The following is a 12,304-nucleotide window of genomic DNA, read 5'->3' on the forward strand; positions in this document are numbered from 1 at the left end:
TCAACCGACGAGCCGCAGCGCGCTGCCGCTGCGGTACAGGATGTAGGCGGCGACCACGAACACGATGCCGGCGAAGATCCGCGCCAGGGTATTGCGCTGGCTAGCCAGGCGCAGCGACAGCCGGGTGCCGGCCATCCCGCCCAGCAGGCCACCGGCGATGAACAGCCCGGCCACCGGCCAGTTCACCATCCCCGACGCCGCGTAGTTCAGCGCGGTGGCGAGGCCGAAGGTGCCGACCGCCAGCAGCGAGGAGCCGACCGCGTTGGCCATCGACATGCCGGTGGCCAGGATCAGCGCCGGCACGATCAGAAAGCCGCCACCGATGCCGAAGAAACCGGACGCCGCGCCGGCGACCAGCGCGGCCGCCCCGGTGCGCAGGCAGTTGCGCAGGCTGGTGACCTGCCGCGCGGCGTCGCGTTCGCGCCGCGGGCGCAGCATGGCAATGCCGACCACGACCATGATCAGCCCGAACAGGAACAGCAGCTGCTGCCCGTCGATCGCCTTGCCGAGACTGGAACCCAGCAGCGCGCCGAGGGGTGCCGACCAGCGCGAACACGATCGCGCAGGCCCAGCACACGTTGCTTCGCCGTGCATGCCCGGCGAAATTGAGATAGGCGTTGGCCGACACCGCCAGCGCGCTGGTACCGATCGCCACGTGCGGCTGGGCGATGCCGACCACGTACAGCAGCAGCGGGGTGGCGAGGATCGAACCGCCGCCGCCGATCAGGCCGAGCACGAACCCGACCGCCGCGCCGGAGCCGAGCGAGGACAGCGTCTGCCAGAGATCCAGCATGGCGCGTTAGCCCGGCAGCTGCCGGGCCATCTGGTAGGCCAGCGCGCAGCGGTTGCCGGAGGCGCAGTAGGCCAGCGCCTTGCCCGGTGCCTGTGCCAGCACCTGCTTGAGCTGGGCGGCCTGGGCCGGGGTCACCGCTCCAGAACGGACTGGGATGAAGTGGGTCTGCAGGCCGTGCTTCTTCGCCTCCACCTCGACCAGGGCCCAGGCGGGCTGGCCGAACATCTCGCCGTCCGGGCGCATGCAGATGAGGGTGGTGTAGCCGGCGGCGGCGATCGCGGCAACCTCGCGCGGATCCAGCTGCGGGCAGACGTGGTAATCGGAAGTGAGGGGAGTGATCGCGGGCATGGGCTATCTCCAGCAAGAAGGCAGATGGAAACCGACGGAGCCGGTGAATGGGGGAGCCGGGAGAAGACCGGCTCCGTCGGCAAAGGGCGTTCAAAGCGCGTCGATCGGCAGTTTGAGGAAGTGGCGGCCATCGTCATCCGGCGGCGGCAGATGGCCGGCGCGCATGTTCACCTGCAGCGAGGGCAGGATCAGGCGCGGCATGCCGAGGGTGGCGTCGCGTGCCCGGCGCATCGCGACGAAGCCGTCCTCGTCGCTGCCGTCGGCGACATGGATGTTGGCGCGCCGCTCCTCGGCGACGGAGGTCTCCCAGCGGATCTCGCGCCCGCCGGGGCCGTAGTCGTGGCACATGAACAAGCGCGTGTGCGGCGGCAGCGCCAGGATGCGCCGTGCCGAGCGGTACAGCGTGCGCGCATCGCCGCCGGGGAAGTCGGCGCGCGCGGTGCCGGCATCCGGCATGAACAGGGTATCGCCGACGAACGCGGCATCGCCCACCACGTGGGTCATGCATGCCGGGGTATGCCCGGGGGTGTGCAGGGCGAAGGCCTCCAGCGTGCCGATGGTGTAGCGCTCGCCATCGGCGAACAGGCGGTCGAACTGGCTGCCGTCGCGCTGGAACTCGGTGCCCTCGTTGAACACCTTGCCGAAGGTGCGCTGCACCTCCACGATCTTTTCGCCGATCCCGATCCTGCCGCCCAGCTGCTGCTGCAGCCACGGCGCGGCGGACAGGTGGTCGGCATGGACGTGGGTTTCGATCGCCATTCGACCTGCAAGCCCTGCGCGCGCACGTGGTCCACGATGCGCTGCGCCGAGGCGTAGCCGATCCGGCCGGCGGCAGGGTCGAAGTCCAGCACCGGGTCGATGATCGCGCAGGCCGTGCTGGCCGGATCGCGCACCACGTAGCTGATGGTGTTGGTGGCCGGATCGAGGAAGGCGGTCACGTCCGGACGGGCATCGGAAACGGGCGGCAGCGGTGCGCTGTGCATGGCGGTCTCCTCGGTGGCGGGTTGGACTTCCGGTGCGATGGCACCATCGCCGGTCTCCATGCGGGACACTGTAGGCCCGTCCCGCGCACATGGGAAACGAATTATTCCGTCCTGTGTGATCGCCCCGCTCGATGACGCTTCCGCTACCATGGCAGCGTCCCGGCCCTCCGCATGCCCGCCATGTCCGCCCTGCCCAACCTGCGCCACCTGCGCTACCTGGTCGCCCTGCACGACCACCTGCACTTCGGGCGCGCGGCCGCGGCCTGCTGCGTCACCCAGTCCACCCTGAGCGCCGGCATCCGCGAGCTGGAAGCGCAGCTCGGTGCGCAGGTGGCCGAACGCAGCAAGCGCCACGTGGTGATCACCCCGCTCGGGCACCGGCTGGTGACGCGCGCACGCCTGCTGCTGCGCGAGGCCGAGGCGCTGGTGGCGATGGCGGCCGAGGACGGCAACCCGATGGCCGGCACGATCGACCTCGGCGTGCTGCCCACCATTGGCCCGTTCCTGCTGCCGCGGCTGATCCCCGCGCTCGGCCGGCAGTTCCCGCAGCTGCGGCTGGCCCTGCGCGAGGACAAGACGGGCAACCTGCTGGACCAGTTGGCCGAGGGCCGGCTCGACCTGGTGCTGATGGCCTTCCCCTACGACACCCCGGGCATGGAAACCCGGATGCTGTTCGACGATGCCTACCGCTTCGCCACCCGCGACGACGACGCGCCGCGCCCGGTGAAGGGCAGGCGCTTCGACCTGCAGGCGCAGATCGACGAGCGCAACCTGCTGCTGCTGGAGCACGACCACTGCCTGCACAGCCACGCCCTGCCCGCCCTGCAGCATGCGGCGGAGGTGGGGCGCGTCAACTTTTCCTCGACCAGCCTGCACACCCTGGTGGCGATGGTGTCGGAAGGCATGGGCGCGACCTTCCTGCCGGACCTGGCCATCACCGGCGGCATCCTCAAGGGCACCCGGGTGGTGGTACAACCGCTGGGCGATGCCGCCAACGCGCGCACCATCGGACTGTGCTGGCGGCGCAACGCGGCGCGGCGCGAGACCTTCCTGGAACTGGGCCGTTTCCTGCGCGCCTGGGCGGCACGCCACGTGAAGCCGTGGACGCCCGCCTGAGCCGGCGCGCGCGGCGGCTCTGCTAGGCTTTGCGGATGACGGACCTGATGGATGCCCCCGCGGATGCGCCCGCCTTCGCGCCGATGGCGCAGCGTTTCCGCGGCTACCTGCCGGTGGTGGTGGACGTGGAGACCGGCGGCTTCGACTGCCAGCGCCACGCGCTGCTGGAGATCGCGGCGGTGCCGATCGAACTGGATGCCGCCGGCCGCTACGTGCCGGGCGAGGTCGCGCACGCGCACATCGCGCCCGCACCCGGCACCACGATCGACCCGAAATCGCTGGAAGTGACCGGCATCCGCATCGGCCACCGCTGCGCGGCGAGGTGGACGAGCGCACCGGGCTGGACGCGGTGTTCGTGCCGGTGCGCGCGGCGGTGAAGAAATACGGCTGCCAGCGCGCGATCCTGGTCGGCCACAACGCGCATTTCGACCTCGGCTTCCTCAACGCGGCGGTGGCGCGGGTGCAGCACAAGCGCAACCCGTTCCATCCGTTCAGCGTGTTCGACACGGTGACTCTGGCCGGCCTGGCCTATGGCCAGACCGTGCTGGCACGCGCGGCGATCGCCGCGGGGCTGGGCTGGGATCCCAAGGAAGCGCATTCGGCGGTGTACGACGCGCTGCAGACGGCGCGCCTGTTCTGCGCGATCGCCAACGCCTGGCCGCTGCCGCCCGCCGCGGACGCCGACGCCGCCTGAACGCAGACTTCGGTCAGGTGCCGGCGCCCTTGCGGGCGCCGCCGAGCGTGCGCGCGATGCCGTACACGCTGATCGCCACCCAGGTCGCCTCCAGCAGGAACACCGAGATGTTGAAGCTGCCCCACAGCGAGGCCAGCACCCCGGCCGCGCCCAGCAGGTTCATCAGCTGGTAGGGCAGGCGGTTGCCGTGCAGGCGGCCGGCCTGCAGCAGGAAATACGAGAGCACGATCAACGCCGTGCCGGCCAGCCCCACCCAGTCGTACCAGTGCAGGTTCATCCGCGTCTCCTTGCCCGGCTCACGCCAGCCGCTGGCGCACGGCCTCGAACAGCGCAACGCCGCTGGCCACCGAGACGTTCAGGCTTTCGAAGCCACCCGGCATCGGGATTTTCACCAATCCGTCGCAGTGCTCGCGGGTGAGCCGGCGCAGGCCCTCGCCCTCGCTGCCCAGCACCAGCGCCACGTTGCCGGTGAGGTCGATGGCGTACAGCGAGGCCTCGGCCTCGCCCGCCAGCCCGTAGATCCACACGCCGGCCTTCTGCAGCTCGCGCAGCGTGCGCGAGAGATTGGTGACGCTGAAGACCGGCAGCGTGTCCGCCGCACCGGCCGAGGTCTTGCGCACGGTGGCGTTGAGCTGCACCGCCTTGTCCTTGGGGATGACCACCGCGGTCGCGCCCGCCGCCGCCGCACTGCGCAGGCAGGCACCCAGGTTGTGCGGGTCCTGCACGCCGTCCAGCACCAGCAGCAGGGCCTTGCCTGCGGCCGCCTCGATCAATGCCGGCAATTCATGCTCGTCCCAGGTCCTGGCTGCCGCATAACGCGCCGCCGCGCCCTGGTGGCGCACGCCGCCGGCCACGCCGTCCAGCGCCTGCTGGGCGACCCGGCGCACGTCGATGTCCTGGCGCCGCGCCTGCTGCTCGATCTCGAGGAGGCGCGGGTTCTTGCCGCTGGCGTCCAGCAGCACTTCGCGCACGTGCTCGGCGTCGTGCGCCAGCGCGGACGCGACCGCATTGATGCCGACGATCCATTGGGAGGATTTGCTCATGCGGCTATTGTGCCGCGCCGCGGCGCCGCGCGCCGGGAAACCTGCGCCCGCGGCGAAAGGGAGGGCGCCCTGGCTAGTACGCCTGCTTCTGCCGCTTCGCCGGCTTGCCGCGTTCCGGCAGCGGCGGCAGGCTGGCGTCGTCCTCGGCCAGGCGGAAGTCGATCTTGCGCTCCTCCACGCTGGCCTTGAGCACCACGATGCGGACGCGGTCGCCGAGTCGGAACGCGCGGCCGCGGCGCTCGCCGGTGAGGGTCTTGCGCACTGCGTCGAAGTGGTAGAAGTCGCGCGGCAACTGGGTGACGTGGATCAGGCCGTTGACCTTGGACTCGTCCAGCTCCACGAACAGGCCGAAGCTGGTGACACCGCTGATGGTGCCGTCGAACTCCTTGCCGACGTGGCGTTCCATCCACGCCGCGCGGTAGCGCTCGTCCACCTCGCGCTGGGCCTCGTCGGCGCGGCGGGAGCGCTCCGAGCACTGCAGCGCCAGCGCCGCCATCGCGTGCGGCGAATAGTCGTAGGTCTCCGGCCGACCGCCGCGCAGCGCGTGCTTGATCGCACGGTGCACCAGCAGGTCGGCATAGCGCCGGATCGGCGAGGTGAAGTGCGCATAGGCCTCCAGCGCCAGCCCGAAGTGGCCGATGTTGTCGGGCGCGTACACCGCCAGCGCCTGGCTGCGCAGGATCACCGATTCCAGCAGCGCCGCGTCCGGGCGCTCGCGCACTTTCTCCAGCAGGTGGCGGAAGTCCTTCGGCCGCACCTTGCCCCACGGCGGCAGGCGTAGCTGAAACTCCTTGAGGAACTCCTCGAGGTCGGCGTACTTCGACTCTGGCGGCTTGTCGTGATCGCGGAACGGCGCCGGCACGCCGCAGGCCAGCAGGAACTTCGCAGCCTCGACATTCGCCGCGATCATGCATTCCTCGATCAGCTTGTGGGCGTCGTTGCGCTGGAGCATGCCGGCCTGCGCCACCGCGCCCTGCGCATCCAGCACGAAGCGCACCTCGCCGGTCTCGAACTCGATCGCACCGCGCCTGGCGCGCGCCTTCTCCAGCACCTTGAACAGCCGGTGCAGATGGCGCACCTGCGGCAGCAGCGGACCGATCTTGGCCAGCGCGGCAGCGCGGTCGTCCTCGGGGATGCCCTCGCCCACCGCGTTCCACACGTCGCTGTAGGTCAGCCGCGCGTGCGAGTGCATCACCGCCTCGTGGAAGCTGGAGCGGGCGACCACGCCGTCGCGACCGATCTCCATCGCACACACGAAACACAGCCGGTCCACCTGCGGATTGAGCGAGCAGATGCCGTTGCTCAGGGTCTCCGGCAGCATCGGCACCACGAAACCGGGGAAGTACACCGAGGTCGCGCGCGCCTGCGCCTCCGCGTCCAGCGGCGTGCCGGGGCGCACGTAATGCGAGACATCGGCGATGGCGACGATCAGGCGGAATCCGTCGCGGGTCGGCTCGCACCAGACCGCATCGTCGAAGTCCCTGGCGTCCTCGCCGTCGATCGTCACCAGCGGCACCGCGCGCAGATCCATGCGCCCGGCGATGTCGCCCGGCGTCACCTCCAGCGGTATCGCGGCGGCCTGCATCAGCACCTCGGGCGGGAACTCGTGCGGGATGTCGTGGCCGTGGATCGCCGCCTCCACCGCCTGCGACGCGGTGAGCCGGTCGCCCAGCACCGCCAGCACGCGTCCGATCGGCGGCCGGTGCACTTCCGGCGCCTGCACGACCTCGGCCACCACCAGCTGCCCCGGGCGCGCGCCGTTGCGCGCGTCCTGCGGGATCAGCAGATTGCGCTGGATGCGCTGGTCGTCCGGCACCACGTAAGCGATGCCCAGCTCCTCGGTATAGCGGCCCAGCAACCGGGTCAGGCGGCGCTCCAGCACCTCGACGATGGTCGCCTCGCCGCGGCCGCGGCGATCCATCCCGGTGATGCTGACCAGCACGCGATCGCCATGGGTGACCTTGCGCATCTCGTACGGCGGCAGGAACAGATCGTCGCCGCCCTTCTCCGGGCGCAGGAAGCCGAAACCGTCGGGATTGGCGATCACCGTGCCCGGGATCAGCTCGGCCTGCGCCGCCGGCACATAGCCGCCGCGGCGGTTCTGCAGCAGCTGGCCGTCGCGCAGCATCGCGGCCAGGCGCTTCTGCAGCGCCTCGAAGCGATCCGGCGCCTGCAGCCCGAGCACGCGCGCCAGCTCGGTGTCGTCCAGCGGGCCCTCGTGTGCGGCCAGCACCTGCAGGATCATCTCGCGGCTGGCGATCGGCTGCGCGTAGCGCTGCGCCTCGCGCTGGGCATGGGGATCGGATGCCGGCACCGGCGTGCGCCGGCCGGCCGGGGGCGGTTCGGGCATCCACGGCGGCCGCGCGCCGGAGGGGCCGTCCTTGCGTACCGGGGTGCGCCGCCTGCCGCTTGCGGACGGGGTGTCGGCGGCCTTGCCGGGGGTCTTGCCGCGGCCACCGCCGCGCTTGCCTGGGGGTTTGCTCATCCCGCGATGGTACAGGCAGGCAGGTGAAGCGCCGCCCGTCGGTGAAAATATCTGTTGACAGCCCGCGGGCATCTCCGGAAAATGCGCGGCTCACCACCGGCCCAGGTGGCGGAATTGGTAGACGCACTAGTTTCAGGTACTAGCGGGTAAAACCGTGGAGGTTCGAGTCCTCTCCTGGGCACCACGTGAAGCATGAAAAGCCCGCGCACGCGGGTTTTTCCGTTTCTGGCCCAGCACGCCTAGCCCCGCACGACCACACGGCGACGGCGGCATCCGGTGGCGTCGTGCATCGCGTGCCGCGCGGCCAGCGGCGTGCAGGCTCAGACCCCGGCGGCGTGCCGCCACAGCGCGCGCATCAATGGCGGCAGGCGTCCGGCCAGGCCCAGGGCATGCCCGCGCAGCAGGGTCGGCAGCAGCGCGTCGTTGCTGAACACCCGGTTGATCGCCTCGAACGCATACGCGCCGAGTGCGTTCTCGCTGCGGCGGGTGCGCGCCCAGCGCGCCAGCCGCGCCGGCGCGGCGATGTCCGTGCCCTGCGCCTGCGCCGCGCGCACCAGCGCGCGCAGCGCGGCCACGTCGCGCAGACCATGGTTCACGCCCTGCCCGGCCAGCGGATGCATGACGTGTGCGGCATCGCCCACCAGCAGCACCCGCCCGGCGACCTGGGTGGCCGCCAGTTGGCGCCGCAGCGGGAACGCGGCGCGCTCCGAGTGCAGGGTGAAATCGCCAAGCACGCCGCCGAACGCGGTGGACAGCGCACGCTCGAACTCCGCCGGCGGTGCTTGCAACAGGCGCTGCGCCTCGGCCTCCGGCAAGGTCCACACGATCGAGCCCAGATGCCCCGTCAGCGCCGGATCGCCGTCCGCGGCGAACGGCAGCAGCGCGACCGGGCCACTCGGCAGAAACCGCTGCCAGCAGGTATCGCGGTGCGGCGCGCTGCTGGCCACGAACGCCACCAGCCCGCGCTGGTGGTAATCGTGCGACGGGGCCGCGATGCCGGCCAGCCGACGCAGTGCGGACTGCCCGCCGTCGGCCGCGACCGCCAGGTGCGCCTCCAGCTGCAGGCCGTCCTCCAGGCGCAGGCGCACGCGATCGGCGTCCTGCTCCAGGCCCTCCACCCGCGCCGGGCAGTGCAGACGCACGCCGGCCGCCGGCAGCGCCCGCCACAGCGCCTCCACCAGCAGGGCGTTCTCGACGATCCAGCCCAGCTGCGCCTGCCCCAGCGCGTCGGCATCGAATACCAGCGGATCGCCGCCACCGGCATCCCACACCCGCATACCGCGATAGGGCTGCACGCGGGATGCGCGAACTTTCTCCCACACCCCCAGGCCACGCAGCAGCTCCGCATTGTCGGGAGCGAAGGCATACACCCGCAGATCGCGCGCCTCGCGCTGCCACGGCGCGGGCGGGCGCGCCTCCACCAACGCCACCTGCAGGCCCGCGCGCGCCAGCGCCAGCGCCGCCGCCGCGCCCACCACGCCACCACCGGCGACCACGGCATCCAGCCTCCCGCGCCGGCTCATGCGGCCTCCCCGCGGCACAGCGCCGGCACGTCGCCGCGATAGCCCATCGCGCCGCCGACCAGCCAGCCCTGCAACCACGCCAGACCGGACACGGCCAGCAATCCCGTGCTGCGCAGCGGGCGCAGCAGCGCGGCCTCGCTGGCGGTCAGCCGCGCCAGCCCATCCGAGAACGCCAGCGTACGCGCGCGATCCTCGGCGCGGCGCCCGGCATGCCGCTGCAGCACCACGTCAGCGCCGGGATCGTCGCCCTCGGCGGCGATGCATTCGGCCAGGGTGAGCGCATCGCGCAGACCAAGATTGAAGCCCTGCGCGCCGACCGGGTGGATCGCCTGCGCGGCGTTGCCGACCAGCACCGCGCGCGGCGCGGTGAGCGCATCGGCCACGCAACGCCGGATCGGATAGGCGCTGCGCGGCCCGACCGCGAGCAGGCGCCCGGCGCGCCAGCCGAAGCATTCCTGCACGCGGGCGAGGAAGGCGGCATCGTCGAGCGCGGCCACGGCCTCGGCCTGCGCGCGCGGCACGCCATGCACCAGCCCGTAATGGCCGTCGCCGCGCGGCAGCAGCGCGGTCGGGCCGTGGTCGGTCAGGCGCTCGTACGCCGTGCCATCCGGCGCGCGCTGGGTGCGCAGGCGGGCCACGAACAGGGTCTGGCCGTAATCGTGCTGGCGGGCGCCGATGCCGAGCGCCGCGCGCACCTCGCTCTGCGCGCCATCGGCGGCGACCAGCAGCCGCGCAGCGAGGACGCGCTCGCCGCCAGGCTCCGCGACGCGGATCCGCCGCAGACCAGGATCCCCCACCTCCAGCCCGCAAAAGCGCGCCGGGCGATAGCGGGTCAGGTGGCGCAACTGCAGCAGCCGCGCCTCCAGCGCCTCGCCGAAATCGCGCGCCACCACCACCCGCCCGAACACCTCGCGCCCATAGTCCCGCGCCTCCAGCAGGAGGCGCCCGAAATCACCGCGACGACTGACGTGGATGCGCCGGATCGGCCCGGTGGGCGCGCGCAGCAGGGGCAGCACGCCCAGCGCCTGCAGCGCGTTGAGGGTGGCCTCGGCGAAGCTGAGGTTGCGCTGGTCGAACACCGGCGGCAGCGCCCCGGCAGGCGCCGCCTCGACCAGGCCGACGTCCAGGCCCTGGGCATCGAGGGCGATGGCGAGGCTGGCGCCGACCAGCCCGCCGCCGACGATCAGGACGTCGTGCACCGGGCCGCGCGTGGGGGCGTGGGAAGACATTGCGTTATGCTAACGGCTTCACCGTACCGCCGTGCGCATGCCCATGAACCGCCCCGCTTCCCTGCTTCCCGCCGGCCCGCTGCTGCTGGCCGTGCTGATCTTCGCCGCCGCGCTGAGCCGGGTGCTGCCGCATCCGCCGAATTTCTCGCCGGTGGAAGCGGTGGCGCTGTTCGGCGGCGCCTATTTCGCCCGCCGCGGCTGGGCGCTGGCGGTGCCGCTGCTGGCGATGTTCGCCTCCGACCTGGTGCTGGGCCTGGTCAACGGCGGCCTCTACTGGAACTACTTCGCCAGCGCCGGCTACCTGCTGGTGTATGCCTGCATCGCGCTGACCACCGTGCTCGGCTTCGGCCTGCGCGGCAAAGTGAGCGGCGGCCGCGTGCTCGGCTATGCGCTGGCCGGTTCGCTGCTGTTCTTCGTGCTGACCAACGCCGGAGTGTGGGCGTTCGGCACGCTGTACCCGCACACCGCCGCCGGCCTGGTGGCCGCGCTGGTCGCCGGCATCCCGTTCTTCCAGTGGACCGTGCTCGGCACCCTGTTCTATTCCGCGCTGCTGTTCGGCGGCTTCGAACTGCTGCGCCGCCGGCTGCCGGCCCTGCGCGCACAGACCGCCTGATGGGCAACCGCCTCAGCAAGATCTACACCCGCACCGGCGACGACGGCAGCACCGGCCTCGGCGACGGCTCGCGGGTGGGCAAGGACTCCGCACGGGTGGAGGCCTACGGCACGGTGGACGAGGCCAATTCCTGCATCGGCCTGCTGCTGGCGGCGGACCTGCCGGATGCCGTGCGCGGCCTGCTGGTGCGCATCCAGCACCAGCTGTTCGACCTCGGCGGCGAGCTGTGCATCCCCGGCCATGCCGCCATTTCCGATGCCGACATCGCGGCGCTGGAAGCGCAGCTTGACCACTTCAACGCAGACCTGCCGGCGCTGAAGGAGTTCATCCTGCCCGGCGGCGGCGAGGCCGCGGCGCGCTGCCACGTGGCGCGCACGGTGGTGCGCCGCGCCGAGCGCGCGACGGTGGCGCTGGCGCGGCAGGAGGATATCCGGCCGCAGGCGGTGCACTACCTCAACCGCCTGTCTGACCTGCTGTTCGTGCTGGCGCGGGTGCTGGCGCGCGCGGCCGGCCACGGCGAAGTGCTGTGGCAGCACGAGCGCCGCAGGTGACTGCAGGCGTGCATCTGCAGGCCTTCACCCACGCCGCCTGCCTTGCGCATGACACCGGGCCCGGCCATGCCGAGCGTCCCGGGCGCCTGCGCGCGGTGCTGGAGGCGCTGGAGCGCGCGCATCCCGATCTCGACTGGCAGCAGGCGCCGCGCGCCAGCCGCGGCCAGCTGCTGCGGGTGCACGACGAGGCCCTGCTGAAGACGGTGCTGGACCACCAGCCGCGCGAACGGGTGATGCTGGACCCCGACACCGTGCTCTCCCCGCCTCCGCCGAGGCCGCGCTGCGCGCCGCCGGCGCCGGGGTGGCGGCGGTGGATGCGGTGCTGTCCGGGCAGGCCCGGCGCGCCTTCTGCGCGGTGCGGCCGCCCGGCCACCACGCCACCGCCAGCGCCGCGATGGGCTTTTGCCTGCTCAACAACGTCGCGGTCGCGGCGCGTCATGCACTCGACGCGCACGGTCTGGAGCGGGTGGCGATCGCCGATTTCGACGTGCACCACGGCAACGGCACCCAGGCCATCTTCGCGGACGACACCCGGGTGCGCTTCGCCAGCTCGCACCAGTGGCCGCTGTACCCGGATTCCGGCGCGCGCAGCGAAACCGGCTGCGGCAACGTCTTCAACGCCCCGCTGCCGGAAGGCACCGACGGCGCCGCATTTCTGGCTGCCTGGGAGGATGAGCTCCTGCCGTTCCTGGACGCATTCCGGCCGCAGCTGGTGTTGGTCTCGGCCGGTTTCGACGGTCACCGCCGCGACCCGCTGGCCGGCCTGCAACTGGAAGCCGAGGACTACGCGCACCTGACCGCCCGCCTGGTGGCGCTGGCCGACCGCCATTGCGACGGCCGGCTGGTGTCGATGCTGGAAGGCGGCTATGAGCTGCAGGCGCTGGCGGAATCCTGCGTTGCCCATGTAGACGCCCTGCGCGCCTGAA

9 protein-coding genes, 1 tRNA gene and 4 pseudogenes are annotated in these 12,304 nt (G+C 72.0%); 6 read left to right on the forward strand and 8 right to left on the reverse strand.

Features of this window, described 5'->3' with window-relative positions:
• The 3 genes and pseudogenes from LJB71_RS12280 to LJB71_RS12290 all read right to left on the reverse strand — a co-directional run bounded on the left by LJB71_RS12280 (position 1) and on the right by LJB71_RS12290 (position 2,124).
• Positions 1-793, reverse strand: a pseudogene (locus LJB71_RS12280) (sulfite exporter TauE/SafE family protein).
• Between the two features lie 6 nt (positions 794-799).
• Positions 800-1,141: a TIGR01244 family sulfur transferase gene (locus tag LJB71_RS12285; RefSeq protein WP_259304407.1), complete on the reverse strand. Its 342-nt coding sequence runs from the start codon at positions 1,139-1,141 to the stop codon at positions 800-802.
• Positions 1,142-1,231: 90 nt separating this feature from the next.
• Positions 1,232-2,124 (reverse strand): annotated as a pseudogene (locus LJB71_RS12290) (MBL fold metallo-hydrolase).
• A 180-nt stretch (positions 2,125-2,304) separates the two neighbouring features.
• Here LJB71_RS12290 and LJB71_RS12295 point away from each other — a divergent pair.
• Both LJB71_RS12295 and rnt read left to right on the forward strand, forming a co-directional pair.
• Positions 2,305-3,240: a hydrogen peroxide-inducible genes activator gene (locus LJB71_RS12295; RefSeq protein ID WP_259304408.1), complete on the forward strand. Its 936-nt coding sequence runs from the start codon at positions 2,305-2,307 to the stop codon at positions 3,238-3,240.
• Between the two features lie 47 nt (positions 3,241-3,287).
• Positions 3,288-3,934 (forward strand): annotated as a pseudogene (rnt, locus tag LJB71_RS12300) (ribonuclease T).
• Between the two features lie 13 nt (positions 3,935-3,947).
• Here rnt and LJB71_RS12305 read toward each other — a convergent pair.
• From LJB71_RS12305 to rnr, 3 genes are all read right to left on the reverse strand, one after another.
• Positions 3,948-4,211, reverse strand: a complete 264-nt coding sequence (locus tag LJB71_RS12305) for a hypothetical protein (RefSeq protein ID WP_259304409.1) — start codon at positions 4,209-4,211, stop codon at positions 3,948-3,950.
• Positions 4,212-4,230: 19 nt separating this feature from the next.
• Positions 4,231-4,977 carry a 23S rRNA (guanosine(2251)-2'-O)-methyltransferase RlmB gene (gene rlmB, locus LJB71_RS12310; RefSeq protein ID WP_259304410.1) on the reverse strand — a complete coding sequence of 249 codons (747 nt, stop codon included), beginning with the start codon at positions 4,975-4,977 and terminating at the stop codon, positions 4,231-4,233.
• Between the two features lie 73 nt (positions 4,978-5,050).
• Positions 5,051-7,327, reverse strand: coding sequence for a ribonuclease R (gene rnr, locus LJB71_RS12315; protein ID WP_259304819.1), 2,277 nt, complete (start codon positions 7,325-7,327; stop codon positions 5,051-5,053).
• 234 nt (positions 7,328-7,561) lie between these two features.
• Here rnr and LJB71_RS12320 point away from each other — a divergent pair.
• Positions 7,562-7,646: transfer RNA gene (locus tag LJB71_RS12320), tRNA-Leu, on the forward strand.
• 136 nt (positions 7,647-7,782) lie between these two features.
• Here the strand turns inward: LJB71_RS12320 and LJB71_RS12325 are convergent.
• Positions 7,783-8,985 (reverse strand): FAD-dependent oxidoreductase, encoded by a 1,203-nt coding sequence (locus LJB71_RS12325; RefSeq protein ID WP_259304411.1) that lies wholly within the window; start codon positions 8,983-8,985, stop codon positions 7,783-7,785.
• Positions 8,982-10,214, reverse strand: a complete 1,233-nt coding sequence (ubiH, locus tag LJB71_RS12330) for a 2-octaprenyl-6-methoxyphenyl hydroxylase (protein ID WP_259304412.1) — start codon at positions 10,212-10,214, stop codon at positions 8,982-8,984. The genes LJB71_RS12325 and ubiH overlap by 4 nt, the downstream gene beginning before the upstream one ends.
• 43 nt (positions 10,215-10,257) lie before the next feature.
• On the opposite strand from ubiH, the gene LJB71_RS12335 reads away from it, so the two are divergent.
• From LJB71_RS12335 to LJB71_RS12345, 3 genes and pseudogenes are all read left to right on the forward strand, one after another.
• Complete coding sequence (locus LJB71_RS12335; RefSeq protein ID WP_259304413.1) at positions 10,258-10,827, forward strand: DUF6580 family putative transport protein; 570 nt, start codon at positions 10,258-10,260, stop codon at positions 10,825-10,827.
• Positions 10,827-11,378 carry a cob(I)yrinic acid a,c-diamide adenosyltransferase gene (locus LJB71_RS12340; protein WP_259304414.1) on the forward strand — a complete coding sequence of 184 codons (552 nt, stop codon included), beginning with the start codon at positions 10,827-10,829 and terminating at the stop codon, positions 11,376-11,378. The genes LJB71_RS12335 and LJB71_RS12340 overlap by 1 nt, the downstream gene beginning before the upstream one ends.
• 14 nt (positions 11,379-11,392) lie before the next feature.
• Positions 11,393-12,303, forward strand: a pseudogene (locus LJB71_RS12345) (histone deacetylase family protein).
• Position 12,304 lies beyond the last annotated feature (1 nt).

This window comes from Thermomonas sp. S9, from assembly GCF_024704365.1.
Lineage (GTDB): Bacteria > Pseudomonadota > Gammaproteobacteria > Xanthomonadales > Xanthomonadaceae > Thermomonas.